Below are 19593 nucleotides of genomic sequence, written 5' to 3'. Positions count from 1 at the left end.
ACAAGTTAATGTCAACAACTTTTTAAAATAATTATTTGAAGGTAAAGATGAAAGGAACTCATCAATACGTTGTCGCCGTTGCTCTGTCGCAACAACAGGTAATATATTACCAATTAGAATTGCGTCTTGCAACCCCTTTTTGAAAAAAAATGTGATTTTTTTATTATTTCTCTATAATTTCACTGATTGCTTCATCTATCCAGCGTTTTCTTTGGCTTTGAATTGTTTGAAAACCAATCTTGTCTTTGTAATTGGTCCAGAAGTGTTTGTGTAAAATGGGACGTCCTACCTTCTGCTTATGTAAAGCTCTAATAGATAGACTTATCTTCTGATTGAATTCATCTATTCCCATTACAATTACTTCTACCTTGTCACCAATACGATACATGTTTTCAACATTAGGCACATAACCATGACGCAACTCTGAAATATGTATCAAGCCTTGTTGTCCATTTTCAAGTTTTACAAAGATTCCATACTTTTGCACTCCTGACACTTGTCCTGAGAGTTTATCTCCTATTTTCATGAGCTTACCTCCTTTATTTTTAGTTCAGTTCTATGCAACAATATATTCTAACAGATTAAAAAGAATGGTGACATATATGAATAAGAAAATCTACGACATAGCTGTTATCGGTGGCGGTCCTGCTGGAATCTTTGCCGCATACTATGCTCGCATGCGCAAATTAAACGTTGCTTTAATAGAAAGTTTGCCTAAATTAGGCGGACAGCCTGAGACACTTTATGCTCAAAAAGAGATTTATGACGTTGCAGCTCTGCCTAAAATCTCTGGTGCCGAATTAGCAACATCATTAATAGATCAGTTACATCTTCTAGGCTGTGATGAATACTTAGATACTTCTGTTAATAATCTAAAGCTTGACGATGGCATCTGGCACATCTCTACTAACAAAGAACCTATTGATGCAAAGAGTATCATCATCGCTATCGGTAACGGTGCATTCAAGCCTCGCAAATTAACTTTTGATTATGACCCTCTAATAGAAGAAAACAATCTCAGTTACTTTGTAAATAGCATTGAGGAATTCCGCGACAAGGACGTGGCTATTGCCGGAGGCGGTGATTCAGCAGTTGACTGGGCCATTCATTTGACCAACGTGGCAAACTCTACTTCACTGATCCATAGAAGAAACAAGTATCGTGCTATGGAATCTAGTGTCTCTGATCTCAATAAGTCTGACGTTGAACAACTTAACCCATACATCATCAAGGATGTTAACTTTAACCAAGACGACCACGAAAAAATTGATGTTACTTTGAAGATGATCAAATCGGATGAAATCAAAACCATCACGATTGATAAGCTATTAGTAAATTACGGTTTCGTTTCTGACACAAAGATCTTACACGATTGGAATTTAGATCTCGAAGGGCCATTTATTAAAGTCGATCGTGAGATGGAAACTAATCTGCCAAATGTATTTGCTATCGGAGATATTATTACATACCCGGGTAAACTTCAATTAATTGCAACTGCATTTGCCGAAGGCCCGATTGCTGTTACAAAAGCCTTACGTAACATGTACCCTGAACGAGATTATTTTGAACACAGTACATCCCTCTTTAAACAATAATTAAATTTTTTCGATTTTTTAAACTTAATTTAAGCTAAGATAGTATAATGAAGTTTAATTTGAAAATTTTGGAGTTGATTGATTGAGTTATGTAATGAGCCTAGTTGATTTTATTCTGCATATTGATAGTCATATGGTCAATATCGTTAATAATTTTGGACTATGGACGTATTTAATACTATTTCTAATTATTTTCATTGAAACTGGGGTCGTTATTTTACCCTTTCTTCCCGGAGATTCGTTGATTTTTGCTGCTATGGCATTGGCTGCTAATCCTGATTATGGATTGATCCCTCTGCTTATGTTCTTGATATTCTTTGCAGCGGCGACATTGGGTGATTCAATGAACTATGAAATTGGTGAACATTTTGGACAATTTGCAACGGAGAATAAGTATTTAAGCAAGCTAATAAATAAAGAGCATCTTGATGAAGCACATAGATTCTTTGAGAAACATGGTGGTAAAACAATTGCAATTGGTCGTTTTATTCCATTAATTCGAACTTTCGTTCCTTTCGTAGCTGGTAGTGGAACGATGAAATACACTAAATTCCTTAAATTTAATGTATTGGGAGCATTTCTATGGGTGTTGGTTTGTTCATTAGCCGGTTATCTATTTGGTAATATTCCTGTCGTACAGGAACATTTCTCAATGATCATCCTAGGAATCGTTCTTGTATCATTGATCCCTGTCTTGATCACAGCGCTTAAGAGCCGTAAGAAAAAAGTTTCAACCGAAGAATAGCAAAAAGGACTTTGCATTTACGATTAAGTAAATTGCAAAGTCCTTTTTTTATTTCTTTGATTTATATTTCCAAAAGTTTAGTCCCTCAAATAAGATAAAGAACAATACAAAACACTGTGTGAAGAACTCTTCTGGCAAAACATTTATGACTGGATCCTTACTTGGATCAAATAACCAATCACTATTTCTGAATAAAACTTCATGAAAGACAACAAAGAATCCATCAAAGTTGATTGCCATTAATATTGCTAGAATTATTCCGGCAATAGCGATGTACTTAAAAACTTGATTAAAATATGCTCGCTTTTGGCGTTGAAACCACAGATATAATCCTGAAGCAATCAAAACACCAAAATTCAGCATAAAAAGAGTCTTTGTGTCAGCAAAGTGAGTACGTCCTGCCACGGATGATTGAAAATCACTTAAATGAAACTGACTGCTAAAAGGATTGATCAAATAATTCATCATTTGACTATAATTATGCATGATCTTACCAAAGCTTAAGTTTACTGCCTGTTCCAAATAGTAGTGTTTGATAGCAAACATAAATAGTGGATAACTAGCAAAAATCGTCACGGTAATTGCTAATGTGAAGATGAAAAAAGCTAATACAATTGTGTAAATTGTATCCTTTTGACTATTAGACATCCCATTGATCCAGACTTTCTACTTGATGAGTTGGCTTATTAGCTTCTTTAGCAATATCAGCGTGTGTACTTACTCCTGTATAGACTAAGAGCGTGTCGATACCTGCATTTAATCCACATTTTATGTCAGTGTTATAGTTGTCGCCAACCATTACGGCTGTCTTAGGGTCGAAGCCCTTTTCTGCAACTGCGAAGTCAACAATGTCACGTTCTGGCTTGCCGATATACTTAGCCTTTTGTTGTGTTGATGTCTCAACAAGGGAAATAACTGAACCAGCTCCAGGAACTAATCCACGTTCATTGGGCAAATTAGTATCAGCATTAGTTCCAATAAAAAAGGCACCACGTTTGATTGCTAGGGTAGCCATTTCAAATTTATGATATGTAACGTCGTAATCTAATCCAACAATAACAACATCTGGAGTAACTTCATTTAGCTTGATCCCTGTGCCAAAGATGGCACTTTTAAGACCATACTCACCAATAACGTATGCTGAATGGTTAGACGCGTCATCCTCGAACATGTTTTTAACATAATCAGCTGTAGCTAAAGAAGGTGTCACAACATGTTTTGCATCAGCTGTTATCTGATGGTTGTTCATCAAATTATCAGCCACTTGTTGTGGAGTCTTAGTCGTATTGTTAGTTAAAAAGTAATAGTCTAAGTGCTTTTCGTTTAAACGGTCAATAAAGATCTTAGCTTCAGGAATCTTATCCTTACCACGATACATCGTACCGTCTAAATCAATTAGATATGTTTGATAATCCATCATTTACTATTCTCACCTATTTTTCTGATTTTAAATTTACTTGTTGAAGCTCGTTTACGCCTGTTATTGGTGTTAGGACGAGCTTTTTTATTAGTATTATTATTATTGTGATTATGGTGTGGAGCTGCATTAGTTGGACGTTTTTTCCTAGGTTTACGGTTATTACGGTTAGGCTTTTTACTATTACGTTTCTTAAATGAAGGCTTATTCTCCTTCTCCAAAACAAAATATGAACATCCAAAATTACAAAACTCTATCAAATAATCTTCTAGATGAGAAATTTTATTGTCGATCCCACTCTCTGGGCGTTGATCATCATAAAATCCTTTAAATCTCAGCTGATCGTATCCCCAGTCACCAACAACATAATCAAATTTATCTAGTACCGTATTGAAACGTTCTTCAATTTTCTCTTCATCAAAACCATTTTCATGATTTTCAACTAAACGATACTTTTTTCCATTGATGGTAATAATCTCATCCGTCAAAATTGTTACTTTTGCCTGCTTAGATGCAGTATTATCATCTATTTCCTGCAAAGGATCACCTCTTAAATCGGATATTTTTTACTCAAGTATTCTCCAAATACGCTTCTTAAAAATTTAGGATACAAAATATCATTATTACCGGCTATTTCTATAGAAGGAAAATACGGTACAAATAAATAATGATCCAATAAAGCTAAAGTATACTCTTTCTTCTTATGTAATGCCTCACCATTGATGTAGACATTCTTCTTATCATCGATACTAATGCCACGATACACTAATTCACCAAAGATCTTTCCACGAAATCCCATACCTTTTTGTGGATGGTTACGGAGAAAGGCTCGGTTCTTTTCCATCTCCATGATCAAACGCCAGACATTTTCTCCGGTCATCTTAGTTTTCATGACATGGATCGCGTGCGGCAGCATTTTATGCAAATCATTTTTAGTGACCACACCTTTATGTAAGCTCTGCAAAAATAAACCAGAACTAAGGATTGCAACATCGGCAGCAGCATATTCTTTGATGGCTGTTAACCCTTCTTCAATCACAGGATTCGGCTTAGTAATATCTCGGCTCATGGTCTGAGATATTTTTGCTACTTTTTCTTCATCTAATAGCGTCTCACCTTGATGGAGTTTTTGAGCGATCCAATTCTTATCTTCAGGTAATTCTGGCAAAGAACTAGTTCTAGTAGTCACAGCATTTTTGTGAGTTACCTTTTTATTGTCGTCTAAAGTTAAATTGATCTCACCAATATTTTGACCATACTTGCCAGCAGCGGCCAATAAGACACCATTATCCATCTCACCTTTTTCAAATAAATGATGTGTGTGTGCGCCAATGACGACATCTATTTGTGGATACTTACCGGCTATCCGACGATCCATGGAAACTCCTAAATGTGACAACAAAACTATAACATCACATTTTTGATCAGTTAACTCTTGAACTAATTTGGGCAAGGTTTCTTGGATCAAGTGAATATCCCAGTTTAATAATGGATATGTCAAAATGTAAGGTGCAGTTAAACCGATCACGCCAATTTTAGTCTGTTTTTTAGTTTCTATTATCTTGTATGGTTTAGCAAAATTAGCCAGTTCGCCGGTTTCTTTTTCAAAAAGATTACCCAAAATAACTGGAAAATTAGCTTTGTCATATAGGTGACTCAATTCGGCATGACTATTTCCTAGTCCTTCATTATTTCCGATCGTAGCGCCATCGTAATTTAAACTGTTCAACCACTCAATATTAGCTTGTCCATCGGTAGCGTCAGTTAGCGGATGTGCGCGATCCATGGCATCCCCAATATCGAATAAGTAGAATTCATCTGCTGAATTTTTTTCTCTCTTATCTTCAATGAAGCGTTTAACTCTGGGAAAATTTTCAAAATGAGAATGTAGATCGTTAGTATGGATAATCTTAATTGTCTCCATCATATTCCTACTTTCTTTGTAGTCTTGCTAAATCCTGCTTCTTTTTTTCGTACATTTCAATTATCTCTTCACCACGTAAAGGTGAACCCCATGGTAAATTCTCTGATAAGTAATCACGTTCTGGAGCATCAACTCCAACATTAATGTTCTCAGCTGTTGGCATACTGTAATGGTGGATATGACCGTGAAGATTAATGATCTGGTCAACTTTACCCAAAAACATTGGATAATGGGTGCAGTAAAATTGATTATGGTCGAATTTTAATAGTGCACCGACATCCTCAAATTTAAATCTAGGCAATCCATCTTCCATGATCTGATTGTGTTTGTCCAAAAATTTGAATAGTGAACGGTAATCGTGATTACCCTTGATCAAAACCATGTGACCTTTTAATTGTTTCAATATATCAAATGTTTCTTCATCTGTTGGATAGTCTTGTGGTCTCATTGAGATATCACCCAAATGATAAACTGTATCCGTTTCATGTACTCGTTGATTCCAAGCATCGATCATTGCTTGATTCATCATTTCCACATTGTCAAAGTGTCTTGGTGCAAAATCGTTTGGTTCTAATAATTGATAATGATAAAAATGAGTATCTGATATAAAATAATTCATTGTTATACTCACTCTTCCTTTGAAATAATTTTGTTTGCTTTTAGAATGTCATTAAAGGCATCACGTACTTTACCTTCCGGTTTGTCATATTCGACCCATTCTTTAAGGTTCATCGGAGGTACGGTATAGTTAGCATTTACGTAGTCTTCGTACACTGCCACCGCTGAAGAGTGGGGAATGTTCAACTTTAGAATTCTAACCTCTTTGATCATTCCTAATTCGGCAGCCTTCTCTGCCCTACCGTTCATCAAAACGTTGGCTAACTCATAATACTTAGTTCCATCGTTTCTTGTTATCTGCTCAATTATATCAAGCGTTTGCTTTTCATTATTCATTTATCTTTAATACCTCACAAATTATTACTACATATTTAGTATATAATATCTAAAAAGCTAGGGAGTTAATTATGGTCTCAAAAAAAATAATCCTTTTCATGTCGCTTTCAGTTTTCTTTTTAATGAGTGGTTTTGATGTCATCGGACATCGTGGTGACCCTATCAAAGCACCTGAAGAGACTTTTGAAAGTTTCAATACAGCCTTTTCTGAGGGAGCCGACTATGTGGAACTCGACCTACATGTATCTAAAGATAACGTTCTGGTTGTTTCTCATGATAAAAACCTCGACCGCATCACGGGTACATCAATGGTTGTTTCTCAACAGAACTTCTCCACTCTAAGTCAATTGAATCAAGAAAACGGTGAACCCATCCACAGTCTTGACCAAGTTTTTGCACATTATAAAAACAATCCCAGGGCTAAGTTCTTGATTGAAACTAAGAAAACTAAAAAAGGTAATCCTCAGAATATGGAGGATCTTTTAAAAACTTCGATTGATAAATATGGCATGCAGCATCGAGTAATGTTCCATTCATTCTCTACTAAGAGTTTGCAAAATGAAGCTGAACTAATGCCAGACATCCCACGGATATTCATTGCTGGAACAACTAAAAGAGTTAACTTTGACGTCTTGCAATATGTAACTGGTGTCAATCTATCCTCAAATATTGTTACACCTGACATTATCAACGCTTTACATGCAATGAACAAGTCCGTTTATGTTTGGGACGAAATGAATGAGTCTCCTAGCAAATGGAATACCTTGGTAAACATGCCGATCGACGGGGTCGTCACTAACTATCCTGCTACTGGTAATGAATATCGAGAATTAAAGAATCAATCTCAAAGTGAAGTTCTCAATCAAAATGTCTTTTACTTGGGGACAAAAGACGAACCAATCTATGAGAATCCATATCGTTTGGTCAAAACTAAACATGAGGTGCATCCCTTAGACGGATTCCACATCACAAATATCATCAAGTTTCATGGCGAGGAATATGTTCAACTGGGTGAAAACTCATTTGCTAATGCTGAAGGATTCAATTCTGATTCCGCTCTACGTGAATTACGTCCTTACTTCGGTGCTAAAGCTGTCTTCAGAGGACAAGAACAAAATAATTATTTGTATCACGATCCACGAAAGAAAAATAGCATTGTCGATCGTTTAGAGTTTAATCAACCAGAACGTATATTGACCGTTCAAAAGATCGGTACACAGGTCTGGATTAAACTTCCAAACGGCTGGATCAACGCTAAAGATGTCTTGATCCAATTGAATCCTGAAAACTATCTTGGTAATGATAGTGAACAAAGCTATTACGATCTACCAGCTGGTCAGAGGTTTAAGAACCTTGACTTATTGGAAAACAATTTATATCTTAGACCCAGTACTGATCAGCACTTAAAACGTGCTAAATTAATACGTGACTTCAATAGTTTGAATTTGACTTTTCCAATAAAAAACGACAACAACTCGATCAATCAAATTTAATAAATTCGCCATCGACTTAATCATTTGGTAGAATTAAAAGAACATTTCCATAGGGAGGCTTTTTAAAAACATGGCTATAGATTGGGAAAAAGAAATTGCACATCGCTCAGACGAGATGCTAAATGATCTATCAGAACTAGTAAGTATCAACAGTCAAAGAGATGTTGAACATAAAACTGAGGAATATCCACTAGGTCCTGGACCTGCAAAAGCTCTTAAAACATTTTTGAGTTTTGCTAAAAGAGACGGTTTTGAAACAAAAAATGTTGATAATTTAGCTGGACGTATTGAATACGGTGAAGGTGAAGCAGTTGGTATCCTTGCTCACGTTGACGTTGTTCCTGAAGGTCCAGGCTGGGAAACAGATCCATTTAAACCTGTTATCAAAGATGGAAAACTTTATGCACGTGGTGCTAGTGATGATAAAGGACCTGGTTTGGGTGCTTATTATGCATTAAAGGTTATCAAAGAACTAAACTTGCCTGTCAGCAAGAAAGTTCAACTTATCTTAGGTACTGATGAAGAAAATGACTGGACTGGTATCAACCACTACATGAAGTCCGAAACAATGCCAGAAGTTGGCTTCTCACCTGACGCTCAATTTCCTGCTATCAATGGTGAAAAAGGAATCGTTTCATTTGATGTTCAATTCCCTAACCCATCAGACGGCTTAGTTAAGAAGTTTGAAAGTGGTATCGTAGCAAATATGGTTCCTCAAAATGCTGATGCTGTGATCGACCTCAACGAAATCAAATCAGATGAACTAAAAGATCTATTTGAACAATTCTTAACGGGTCATCCCGAAATTAAAGGTTCAATCGATTTAACTGATGATGAAGCAACAATTCATGTCATTGGTAAAGGTGCACATGCTATGCAACCTGCAGTTGGTATCAATGCCGCAACTTATCTAGCAACATTCCTTACTAAATTAAATTTAAATGATCGTCAAAGACCTTATTTCGATTTCATTGCTGAAGATCTACACTTGGACTTCGCCGGTAAGGCTTTAGGAATTGCCAATACTCATGAAGTTATGGGAGATCTAACTCTTTCACCTAATATCTTCAAATTTGATGATGATAATGCATCTATCTTACTGAATATTCGTTATCCAAAGGGTGATGATGGACAAAGTCTAACTGACAAGATCAATCAAAACTTACCTAAACGTGTTTCTGCAACGATCAAGGGTCATAATCAATTACCTCACTTCGTTCCAGCTGATGATCCATTGGTTCAAACACTACTTGGTGCTTACAAAGATCACACCGGTGATGACAGCCCTGCTTATACAGTTGGTGGTGGTACATACGGACGTATCCTTAAAAAAGGCGTTGCCTTTGGTGCCATGTTCCCTAATGATGAGAATGTTATGCACCAACCAAACGAATACATCGACCTAGCTAAACTTCAAAAAGCCACAGCAATTTTTGCCGATGCTATCTATCGTTTAATCAAATAATTTTTATCCTTAAAAGTTCTATGGAGAGCCTTTTGCCATAGAACTTTTTTTGTTTTTGCACTTATGAAAGGTTTTTATTATATAATTAAGCATATGTAACTTTTTAAAGGGGCTTATTTAAAAGTGAAAAATTTATGGAATAGCATTGTCCAAAGCTTTAAGAGCATCAAAAGCTGGTCTGACTTTGCTACAAGAGCCAATCTAACGATAGAGGTAATTCGACGAATCATTCTCTACTCCTTAGCTGGCATACTAATTTTGATGGGACTCGGATTCGGACTTGGTGTTGGTTATGTTTCAGCACTAACTAGTCAAGTTCAAGTACCCACTAAGCACGAAATGCAATCGCAATTACAAGATGTTAACAATTCTGCCACACTCTATTTTGCTAACGGTGAAAAAGTCGAAGATCTCCAAAAAGATCTAACTGGTAAAAGCATCGATCTTTCTGAAATGTCGCCTTATTTAAAAGAGGCCATCGTTTCAACCGAAGATAGTGATTTTTACCATCACAATGGTGTTGTTCCTAAATCTATTGTGCGTGCAATTATTTCTGATATTACTGGTATTGGTGCGCAAACTGGTGGATCAACTTTGACTCAGCAAACTGTCAAGATGCAGCTGCTTTCTTCTGAGACAACTTGGAAACGTAAAGCCGTTGAAATTTTCTTAGCTATGCGTGTCGACAAGTACTTTACCAAAGATGAGATCCTAGAGGACTATTTGAATGCCGCTACTTTTGGACGCAACAATAAGGGTCAAAACATTCAAGGTGTTCAAGCTGCCGCTCAAGGACTTTTTGGTAAAAGCGCAAAGAACTTAAACTTGGCTGAATCAGCCTTTATCGCTGGTCTCCCACAAAGTCCATCAATTTATACTCCCTATGATACAAAGGGTAAATTAAAAGATGACTACAGTTTAGGTTTGAAACGTAAAAATATCGTCCTTTATAGAATGTATCGTGATGACAAAATCAGTCAAAATCAATATAACGAAGCACAAAAGTTTGATTTGAAGGGCGATTTCCAAAAACCAGCTAAAGTTAGTTCTAAGACTATTAAGTACGGTTATCTTTATAATACTTTGACCGAACAAGCTAGAACTATTTTGATCAAACGTTTAGTCAAAAATGACGGTTTACAATACAGTACTGTCAAAAGGGATAAAGGCTTATATACGAAGTATTACACTCAAGCTGATACTGAATTGCATAGTAAAAAGTACAAGATCCACAGTACGATCAACAAGGATCTGTACGTTGCTATGAATCAACAAACTCAACAATATAAGGCAAACTTTGGTACAACTCACACAGATAATGCTAAAGACCCTAACACTGGTAAATCAATTAAAGTCTCAGAACCAGTTCAAAACGGTTCTGTCCTCTTAGACAATAAAACTGGTCAAGTCTTATCATTTGTTGGTGGTGTTAACTTCAAGAAATCACAATTGAACCATGCATTTGATACAAAAAGATCTCCGGGATCATCGATCAAACCTTTGATCACCTATGGACCTGCGGTCGAAAATGGATTGATCGGTTCACAATCAATGCTGGCTGACTTTAAGACTAAGTATAAAGGCTACTCACCTACTGACTATGGAGAAACCATTCAAAACAAGTTCCTATCAGCTCGTGAAGCTTTGGAAGAATCATATAATATTCCAGCGGTTAATTTATATGACTACATCCGTAATAAAGGTGTCAGTTCTAAGTCTTACATGTCTAAAATGGGAATTGACCTAACTAACCACGAATATAGTCAACTTGGTGTCACACTTGGTGGTCTAGATAAAGGTGTAACTGTTCTTCAACAAGCCAGTGCCTTCTCTACCTTTGCTAATAAGGGTGTCCATGTTGACCCTTATGTTGTCAAAGATGTAACTGAACCATCTGGTAAAACTATTTACAAACATAAAGGCTCAAAGAAGCGTGTCTTTACTAAACAAACTTCATACATTATTAAGAACATGTTGCATGGTGTTGTTACCAAAGGTACTGCCTCCGCTCTTTCATATGAATCAAACTTCAGTACTAAGAACCTCTTTGGTAAGACAGGTACTTCTAATGATTACCGTGATAACTGGTTTATTGGTAGTACTGACGGCATCACGTTGGCATCTTGGATCGGTTATGATAACTTCTATGGAAACAATTATAACTTGGCAAGTAATTCAACTGATATTAACCAAGAACAATGGGCTAATATGGCTAATGCCATTTATAAAGAAAAACCCGGTGTCATGAATGTTCATAAGAAATTCACCAAACCCGAAGGAGTCGTCTCATATAAAGTTGATAAAGAAACTGGTACCTTACCGGGAACAGTTGAATATAATGGCATGACCGCTAAAGTCAACCAGCATATGACCACTTCCCTTTATTACAAAGGTAAACCTAGTGAAATGTCACATTCTGACTTTGCCATTGGCGGGAAGAGTAAGAATTACAAACTCTTCTGGGACAATTACTTTGGCAAAAGCAACAATTACGGTGTTGTTAAACAAGTTGGTGAAACTTCTAAATCATCTGACGAACTTGCTTCTGAAAATGGTAGTGGACGTACATCAGGCTTTAGTAATAGCTCTAGTAACAACGATTCTTCTGACGTTACAACCAATAATTCTACTTCAACCGGTAATTCCAGAACTACTAACTCTACAACAAGTAATGGTACTTCTGAAACTGGTACTGGTAGCGGATCTGGAGCTGGTTCCGGAACTGGAAATAGTGGCGGAACAACTTCTAATGTTACTGATGAAGCTAGCACAGGCACCTCTACAGGAAATGCTGGGGCTGGTACTGGAATAGTTGATCCATCAGCCGAATAAATATATAAATGGACCATCGATTAATTTCGATGGTCCATTTCTTTAGTTCTTGAACAATGATAGAATTATAGAGTTATTAATAAAGGAGCCTATTTATGTATTTCAGTCCAGAATTTTTACAAAACACCCTTTATGTTGTTGCGGTCCTATTGATTGCCTTTATGATCGGTGTCACGATTTATAAAACTAAAAATAATCTTAAAATCTTCGATAAACCATTGATACTATCATTTGTCGTCTTACTTAACACATTGTACTCAATTTTAACTGGATTCGTTGATCTTCCCTATGAATTGAACGCTGTGGTAACTGGCGGTCTCACGCTGATAACCTTTGGATACATTATTGTCATTATCTGGGATTTTCATAAAGAAAATGTTAACCAAAAAAAATAGACCTTTCGGTCTATTTTTTTTACATTTATCTTGTTGATTCACGTTTTACAATACTGTATGGTAACTTAATCGTGTTTTCATCAATTTGTTCTTGATTCATCATCTTAGTCAAAAGACGCATAGCAACAGCACCAATATCATAAAGTGGTTCCTCAATTGAACTCATCTTAGGACGTGTTACTTCGCAAAGGATCGTGTCATTACTTGTGATGATCTCAAAGTCATCAGGGATCTTAACACCAGCTTTGACAGCCGAGTTCAATAATCCAGAAGCAAGAAGATCTTCTGTAACATAGGCAGCAGTAGCACCGCTGTTCTTAACTGCGTCCCACATAGCTTCTCCGGCACGAACTGAATATTCAGCTTCAAAGACTAAGTTAGATGAGAAATTAATATGGGCTTTCTTCAAGGCACGTTTATAACCATCGAGTCTAAACTTGCCGTCGATTGGGTTTTCAAGACTTCCACCGACAAAAGCAATTTTCTTATGTCCGTTTTGGACTAATTGGTTAACTACACTGCATACAGCATCAGTGAAGTCGATATTTACACTAGCGGCCTCATTATTCTTATCAACAGAACCGGCTAGAACGATTGGTGTCTTTGAGTTTGACAAGGTACGTTTTAATTTCTTTGATAATTGTTTGCCCATGTAAATCAAACCATCAACTTGCTTTGAAAGTAAGTTATTTAAGATTTGTTCCTCATCACCAACTGATTCTTGGATGCTTGTTAGAATAATGTTGTATTTGTACATTGAGGCAACATCATCGATTCCTTTGGCAAGTGATGCATAATAAAGATCTGTAATATCAGGCAGGATAACTCCGATAGTAGTACTTTTCTTACTTGCCAAACCACGAGCAACCGCATTAGGACGATAGTTTAAACGATCGATAACTTCCAAAACTCGTTTACGTGTCTCTTCCTTAACGTTTGCATTTCCATTAACAACTCGAGAAATGGTTGCCATAGAAACGTTAGCTGCCTCAGCCACATCGTATATTGTTACTACTTTTTTTTCCATTTTTATATTCACTCTCTCAAATTTTCATTTAGATAACTTTAATTTATCAGAAAATAAGCCTAGTTGCAAGCGTTTTCCATATTAATATGACAAGTTTTCATAATTTTTCAACAAGAATATCATGTTTTCAGTGTTATACTCATAATTGTATTTCGATTTAAAAAGGGAGTGTTGGAAATGAAGAAACAATTATTAGAACTACAAGAATACTTAGCTAAGAAAAATTTGGATATTGCGTATATCTCTAATCCTACAGATATTCAATATTTTACTGGCTTCTATAGCGAACCAGTTGAAAGGATCCTTGCACTACTAGTTTTCCCTGATAAGGACCCCTTCTTATTTGCCCCTCAACTTGAAGTTGAATCTGCTAAAAAAGCTGGCTGGGATCAAGATGTCTTCGGTTATTTAGACCATGAAAAACCATTTGATCTTATTGCCGGACATATCAAAGATGTAACTGCCAACCCACTACACTGGGGTATCGAAAAAGATGACCTCTCCGTTGACAAATTTGAAGCTATCAGAGAACAATTTCCTAATGCTGACTTCCCTGAAAACCTCTCTCGCTACATGGAAAATGCCAAATTGATCAAAACTGATGACGAGATCAAAGAATTGATTGCTGCTGGTAAAGAAGCCGATTACGCCTTCTCAGTTGCCTTTAATGCCATTAAAGAAGGACGTACGGAACAAGATGTTGTAGCCGAGATCGAATACGCTATGATGAAAAAAGGTGTTATGCACATGAGCTTTGACACTATCGTCCAAGCCGGAGCAAATGCTGCTAATCCGCATGGTGCCGCTGAAAAGAATCCTCTCAAGAAAGATGAATTGATCTTGTTTGATCTTGGTACAGTTCACAACGGATATATCAGTGATGCTTCCAGAACCGTTGCCTTTGGCAAACCAGATGCTAAATCATTAGATATTTATAAAGTTGACTTAGAAGCACAATATGCTGCTATGGACGCCGCTAAACCAGGAATCACGGCCGCAGAACTTGATAAAGTTGCACGTGACGTGATCACAAAGGCTGGTTATGGTGAATACTTCATTCACAGACTAGGTCATGGTATGGGACAATCAGAGCACGAATTCCCTTCAATCATGGAAGGAAACGACATGGAACTTAAACCAGGTATGTGCTTCTCGATCGAACCTGGAATCTATATTCCAGAAGTTGCTGGTGTCAGAATCGAAGATTGTGTTTACATTACTGACGATGGTTGCGAACCATTTACACATACTAGCAAAGAACTTACATATATAAACTAGACTTTTCCGCCTACGGTTTTGAGTAATTCCACCTGTTACGCGACCGTCCCAAGTCTTGGGTCTTGGGACTCGATTTTGAGCTTTGCTAGCGCAAATCTCAGAATCGTCGGTGATGTACGGAACGGAAAATCACCGTTCTACATCACTTGCGCAACTGGTTCCATTGCTCAAACCCTTCGGCTAATATAACTTGGATAAAAATTTACCCCGTACATATACCAATTAATCGTATATGTACGGGGTTTTTTATGTACCACATATAATATTGAGTAACCTATTCTAAATATTTTCATGTTCAATTAAAACTTAAAGATCTAGTCGGAAGAGCTGAGAAATATTTATTGGCAGTGAAAGTGATGTTAGTACGGGCGAATTTCCCGTTCTTACAGCACCGGGCGAGTTCTAAGACTTGGTGATCTTCCAAGGCTTAAAACCGAGGAGTAAGACCGCGGCTTACTCCGTCCCGCACAGCCAATGAATATTTTTCAGCTCTGTAGACGGCATATTTAACAATACAAAAAAAGACTGGATCTCCCAGCCCTATTTCTTAATATCATCTTCGTCAAAAACAATATTAGAATCATCATTTATTTTGTCTGCCGTATCAAGCATTTGTTGTTTTAACTCATCAGTTCTCTCATTGAAAGAATCAACTAGTTTAGCATCAGCCAAACCAACACCGCCATTGTTAAAGTCTCCGCGAATAGTTTTGACATTTTCCAATAACTTTTGGCCTGACTCACTAGTTAAATATTTAGAGGCAACATAGCCCACAGCACTACCCAAAGCTAGTCCCAAAACGAATTTGTTTTTCATAATTAATCTTTCTTCTTTCTTGGTACAAACTTGGCAACTGATTTAACAATTGAAGCCGCACTAGCAAGATTCATGATACTATGAATTCCAAATCCGGAATTTGGCTTTTCAGCTGTAGCATCGGCAGCCTTTTGACCTAAGTTTTCAACTGTTTCAAAAAGTGGGTTCAACTTCTCGGCTTTACTGTTAACGTCATCCATCAAAGTATTAGTCTTATCAACTAATTGACTGCTTTGACTCATAAGATCATCAGTATTCTTTGAGAGAACTTCCACCATCTTAGTTGTTTCTTTCATTGTTCCTTGTAATTCTTTAAGTAACTTAGCTGTTTGAACTAGCGTCATAGCCAAGTAAACAACCAAAGCAACAAAAGCGATTGCTGCGATTAATCCTGCAATTTGTCCACCTGTCATATCAAATTCCTCCTAAAATGTAATAGCAATCTAATATTAGCATTATCACAGTGTTACAGCAATAAATTACCAATTAATCCAATTAGGCCATTCTGCTTCTAATTTTCTAATAGCGCGTCCACGATGACTGATCTCATTTTTTTGATCAAGTGTCAATTCAGCCATAGTTTTTTTCAATTCTGGCAAATAGAACAGCGGATCATATCCAAAGCCATTGTCACCTTCTGGAAAGTTAGCAATCCTACCTTTAACTTCACCTTCAACGACAAGATCTTCTTCATTATTTGGATTAGCGAATACCAATGTTGTTACAAATCTAGCTGTCCTCTTTTCTTCAGGAAAACCGCCTAATTCAGCTAATAATTTGGCATTGTTAGCAGCATCATTATGATCACCAGCATATCTTGCTGAATAGATACCTGGCTGGCCGAATAACGCATCTACTTCAAGACCGGAGTCATCAGCAATGGTTGGTAAATTAAAGCGCTCCATCACAGTATGTGCCTTTATTTGGGCATTCTCTTTAAAAGTCTCACCAGTTTCTCTGATCACTGGTACATCATTTAGATCCAGCAAAGTTTTTAGTTCAATTTCTGATTCATCAAAAATTCTTCTGAATTCTTTAGCCTTATTCGGGTTACTCGTAGCAATTATAATTTCTTTCATTGTTATTTCTCCACATTTACTAAACTTATTTCTTCAATATCCGTTGCCAACCAGCGTGTTGCTAAACGTTTGAAGTCGTCAATATTGCCAGTAGCATGCAATTTTATCTTAGAACCTTTATTGTCAGTTAACATATCATTTTCTTTTAGAAATTTCTTGGTGATCGTAACAGTTGCGACTCCTGAATCAACTAATTGAACATTTGGCAAAAATTCTTGAATTTGATCTCTTAACATTGGGAAATGTGTACATCCCAATACCAAGGTGTCATAATTGCTGTCTTTATATGGTTTCAAAGTTTTAGCAATATTATTCTTAGCAACATCAGTATCGGCGATGTCTTTTTCAACAAGAGTTACAAATTCTTGAGCGGCAGTACCTAAAACTTCAATATTACTATCTAAGCTTTCAATGGCTGTACTGTAACTTTTAGCCTTAATAGTAGCTTCTGTTCCAATAACGCCAATATGCTTAGTTTTAGTAACTTGTGTTGCAGAAATTGCTCCTGGTTCAATTACCCCGATCATTGGAATCGAGAACTCTTTTCGTAAAGTTGGCAGTGCATTGGCAGTGGCCGTATTGCAAGCGTAGATAATGACTTTAACATTTTGGTCAATTAAGTATTGCACCAATTGTCTAGTGCAGCCGATAATTTCTTCTTTTGTCTTAACACCATAAGGCATTCTTGCCTCATCCCCGATAAAGACAATATCTTCGTCTGGTAATTGACGAATAACTTCTTTGGTTACGGTTAAGCCACCTAAACCTGAATCTAATAATCCTATTGGTCTGTTGTCGCTCATAATACACCTCTATAATTTATTTTCACTTTAATGATTTAATTGTATATTTAACCAAATTTTTTAGTCTATCTGTTACAATCACTTAAAAAGCGACTATCCTAATGATATAATAAATTGTCATAAAAAAGGAGTTAAAATAATGGCCGCAAAATCAAAAAAAACAAATCCAGAGTTAGCTGAACGTGACATCCCCGACGTTCTCAAAGAAAATGAAAATGGCGAAGGTTCACAGTTAACCGAAAATTATTTTGCAGTTTCAGTGCTCCGCGACTTTGTTCTTTCAGATCTATTGAAAAAAGATTCCGTTGAAATGCTCTATTGGGCAGGTAAGAATCTCAGTAGAAACTTAGTTTTAGATATGCAAAGTCTTCCTGAACTATTCACTAAAGCTGGTTTTGGTGATTTAGAAATAGCTAAACAAACGAAAACCAGCTATCAATATATTTTAAATGGACCTGAAGTCGAACAACGTTTTAATTTAAACAATGACGATCCTGAATTCTCATTAGAAACAGGAGTAATTGCTGAGACTGTGGAAAAAACGATTGATGCTTATTGTTTGGGAACTTATACAACTAACAGTAAAGCTCAAAGTGTTTCGATTAAAATTCAAATCGATCGAAACTAAAGTTTACAACAAAAAAGACGATCAAGCAAAACTGCTTGATCGTCTTTTTGTTTGTTTTAGTGAATTACAACGGCATCGCCGGTGATATACATACCACAAGTGTCATCTTTAGCTGGTTCACTAGTAACTTTGACATTAAACAAAGCGTCATATCTGCCACTGTTCATATCAGCATATGCTTGAGCTAAACAGTCGTTATAAGCTTTCTTGCAATCTGCAATATCATTATTTGCAATATAGATCTTTGGTGATTGATACTTGAAACCGTCAGGGATCGGTCCTTGACTGACGATGTCTTTTACATTCCGGAAACGTTTATCGATTTTGGATCCGGCGTAATCTTCATCACGCTTGCTAATGGCCTTTTCAACTTCTTTGTTAACTGCATCTTTACGAGTATTGATAAGGTCTGAAACTACGTCATAAATTTCTGCTGGATCACCGATACCATCACCAATGCAGAATTTATCAACACTGTAAGCAATTTCAACCGGTTTATCTTCAGTAAAGGTAACGTTTCTATCTTCCAAGAAACCATAACCAATAATAGCGATATTAGGTTTAACCTTGAATTCATCCATATAAAATTTAATTGGATCAGTGACATCTGCCCAAACATTCATAACGTAATAGTTATTAAAATAAAACATCAAAACACTACGTTTACCATAGTATTTCTCATCTTTAATATTTCCAATAACTGCGCCTTTCCAGACGATTTTATCCTCAATATGACGTTTCTTCAAATCGCGCTCTAATTGTACTGGAATATTAGCTTGCCATTCAAAGATATCATTAATAACTTTTTGTTTTAATGCCTTATCATCAACATTCAAATAAAAGTTGTCATCAATTTTGTCCATCTATATCCACTCCTTGTTTTTAAACACTGTACAAGGTCATTATTTAATAGGTTCAGACTAAAAGTCAATGTATTTTCCGAGAATAATAATATCGCTTACATTATATATTTACATGGAAAGATTATTATTCTAATAAAAACCACCCGTAAAACGGGTGGTTTTCTCTGAGGCTATAAGCCTCTTCCACTAGCCAGCGTCTCAAGACGCTGGCTTTTGTATACCAAAGCCAAACTGCTTTTATCACTTTTGCCACCGCTTTAAGCGATATTCGTACTACTT

Annotated in this window: 21 protein-coding genes; 8 read left to right on the top strand and 13 right to left on the bottom strand. The window is 36.5% G+C overall.

Annotated elements, in window-relative coordinates:
• Positions 1–163 precede the first annotated feature (163 nt).
• Positions 164–526 (bottom strand): CvfD/Ygs/GSP13 family RNA-binding post-transcriptional regulator, encoded by a 363-nt coding sequence (locus EKM60_RS10485; protein ID WP_125715236.1) that lies wholly within the window; start codon positions 524–526, stop codon positions 164–166.
• 76 nt (positions 527–602) lie between these two features.
• Between EKM60_RS10485 and EKM60_RS10480 the strand changes: the two genes are divergently transcribed.
• Both EKM60_RS10480 and EKM60_RS10475 read left to right on the top strand, forming a co-directional pair.
• Complete coding sequence (locus EKM60_RS10480) at positions 603–1595, top strand: NAD(P)/FAD-dependent oxidoreductase (protein WP_125715234.1); 993 nt, start codon at positions 603–605, stop codon at positions 1593–1595.
• A 94-nt stretch (positions 1596–1689) separates the two neighbouring features.
• Positions 1690–2340, top strand: coding sequence for a DedA family protein (locus EKM60_RS10475; RefSeq protein WP_164508388.1), 651 nt, complete (start codon positions 1690–1692; stop codon positions 2338–2340).
• A gap of 48 nt (positions 2341–2388) precedes the next feature.
• Here the strand turns inward: EKM60_RS10475 and EKM60_RS10470 are convergent, their stop codons facing one another.
• The 6 genes from EKM60_RS10470 to EKM60_RS10445 are packed head-to-tail and all read right to left on the bottom strand — an operon-like array spanning position 2389 to position 6635.
• Positions 2389–2988, bottom strand: coding sequence for a TIGR01906 family membrane protein (locus EKM60_RS10470; RefSeq protein ID WP_125715230.1), 600 nt, complete (start codon positions 2986–2988; stop codon positions 2389–2391).
• Positions 2981–3757 (bottom strand): TIGR01457 family HAD-type hydrolase, encoded by a 777-nt coding sequence (locus EKM60_RS10465; protein ID WP_125715238.1) that lies wholly within the window; start codon positions 3755–3757, stop codon positions 2981–2983. The genes EKM60_RS10470 and EKM60_RS10465 overlap by 8 nt, the downstream gene beginning before the upstream one ends.
• A complete protein-coding gene (locus EKM60_RS10460; RefSeq protein WP_225427054.1) occupies positions 3757–4296 on the bottom strand; it encodes a YutD family protein in 540 nt (179 codons plus the stop codon). Before EKM60_RS10460 ends, EKM60_RS10465 begins: the two co-directional genes overlap by 1 nt.
• 11 nt (positions 4297–4307) lie before the next feature.
• Positions 4308–5684, bottom strand: a complete 1377-nt coding sequence (locus EKM60_RS10455) for a bifunctional metallophosphatase/5'-nucleotidase (RefSeq protein ID WP_125715225.1) — start codon at positions 5682–5684, stop codon at positions 4308–4310.
• A 4-nt stretch (positions 5685–5688) separates the two neighbouring features.
• A complete protein-coding gene (locus EKM60_RS10450; RefSeq protein WP_125715223.1) occupies positions 5689–6300 on the bottom strand; it encodes a metallophosphoesterase in 612 nt (203 codons plus the stop codon).
• 8 nt (positions 6301–6308) lie between these two features.
• A complete protein-coding gene (locus tag EKM60_RS10445) occupies positions 6309–6635 on the bottom strand; it encodes a hypothetical protein (RefSeq protein ID WP_125715221.1) in 327 nt (108 codons plus the stop codon).
• A gap of 71 nt (positions 6636–6706) precedes the next feature.
• On the opposite strand from EKM60_RS10445, the gene EKM60_RS10440 reads away from it, so the two are divergent.
• From EKM60_RS10440 to EKM60_RS10425, 4 genes are all read left to right on the top strand, one after another.
• Positions 6707–8128, top strand: coding sequence for a glycerophosphodiester phosphodiesterase (locus tag EKM60_RS10440; RefSeq protein WP_125715219.1), 1422 nt, complete (start codon positions 6707–6709; stop codon positions 8126–8128).
• Between the two features lie 70 nt (positions 8129–8198).
• Entirely contained in the window at positions 8199–9593 is a 1395-nt protein-coding gene (pepV, locus tag EKM60_RS10435; RefSeq protein WP_125715217.1) for a dipeptidase PepV, read from the top strand.
• A 123-nt stretch (positions 9594–9716) separates the two neighbouring features.
• On the top strand, positions 9717–12425 hold the full coding sequence (locus EKM60_RS10430; RefSeq protein ID WP_125715215.1) for a transglycosylase domain-containing protein: 2709 nt from the start codon (positions 9717–9719) through the stop codon (positions 12423–12425).
• 95 nt (positions 12426–12520) lie between these two features.
• Positions 12521–12820, top strand: a complete 300-nt coding sequence (locus tag EKM60_RS10425) for a hypothetical protein (protein WP_125715213.1) — start codon at positions 12521–12523, stop codon at positions 12818–12820.
• 25 nt (positions 12821–12845) lie between these two features.
• On the opposite strand, the gene ccpA is transcribed toward EKM60_RS10425, so the two are convergent.
• Positions 12846–13847, bottom strand: a complete 1002-nt coding sequence (ccpA, locus tag EKM60_RS10420) for a catabolite control protein A (RefSeq protein WP_057766552.1) — start codon at positions 13845–13847, stop codon at positions 12846–12848.
• 177 nt (positions 13848–14024) lie between these two features.
• Here ccpA and EKM60_RS10415 point away from each other — a divergent pair, with 177 nt between their 5' ends.
• On the top strand, positions 14025–15125 hold the full coding sequence (locus EKM60_RS10415) for a M24 family metallopeptidase (RefSeq protein WP_125715211.1): 1101 nt from the start codon (positions 14025–14027) through the stop codon (positions 15123–15125).
• 540 nt (positions 15126–15665) lie between these two features.
• Here the strand turns inward: EKM60_RS10415 and EKM60_RS10410 are convergent.
• The 4 genes from EKM60_RS10410 to murI all read right to left on the bottom strand — a co-directional run bounded on the left by EKM60_RS10410 (position 15666) and on the right by murI (position 17823).
• Positions 15666–15941, bottom strand: coding sequence for a hypothetical protein (locus tag EKM60_RS10410; RefSeq protein ID WP_225427053.1), 276 nt, complete (start codon positions 15939–15941; stop codon positions 15666–15668).
• A gap of 2 nt (positions 15942–15943) precedes the next feature.
• A complete protein-coding gene (locus tag EKM60_RS10405; protein ID WP_125715206.1) occupies positions 15944–16354 on the bottom strand; it encodes a DUF948 domain-containing protein in 411 nt (136 codons plus the stop codon).
• A 66-nt stretch (positions 16355–16420) separates the two neighbouring features.
• On the bottom strand, positions 16421–17020 hold the full coding sequence (locus tag EKM60_RS10400; RefSeq protein ID WP_125715204.1) for an XTP/dITP diphosphatase: 600 nt from the start codon (positions 17018–17020) through the stop codon (positions 16421–16423).
• A gap of 2 nt (positions 17021–17022) precedes the next feature.
• Complete coding sequence (gene murI / locus EKM60_RS10395) at positions 17023–17823, bottom strand: glutamate racemase (protein WP_125715202.1); 801 nt, start codon at positions 17821–17823, stop codon at positions 17023–17025.
• A gap of 139 nt (positions 17824–17962) precedes the next feature.
• On the opposite strand from murI, the gene EKM60_RS10390 reads away from it, so the two are divergent.
• A complete protein-coding gene (locus EKM60_RS10390) occupies positions 17963–18451 on the top strand; it encodes a DUF2507 domain-containing protein (RefSeq protein ID WP_125715200.1) in 489 nt (162 codons plus the stop codon).
• A 56-nt stretch (positions 18452–18507) separates the two neighbouring features.
• On the opposite strand, the gene EKM60_RS10385 is transcribed toward EKM60_RS10390, so the two are convergent.
• Positions 18508–19314, bottom strand: coding sequence for a hypothetical protein (locus tag EKM60_RS10385; RefSeq protein ID WP_125715198.1), 807 nt, complete (start codon positions 19312–19314; stop codon positions 18508–18510).
• Positions 19315–19593 lie beyond the last annotated feature (279 nt).

Source organism: Companilactobacillus kedongensis (genome assembly GCF_003946625.1).
Classification (GTDB): domain Bacteria; phylum Bacillota; class Bacilli; order Lactobacillales; family Lactobacillaceae; genus Companilactobacillus; species Companilactobacillus kedongensis.
The sequence above is the reverse complement of the archived record's forward strand: the minus strand, read 5'-3'. Positions and strand labels throughout refer to the sequence as shown.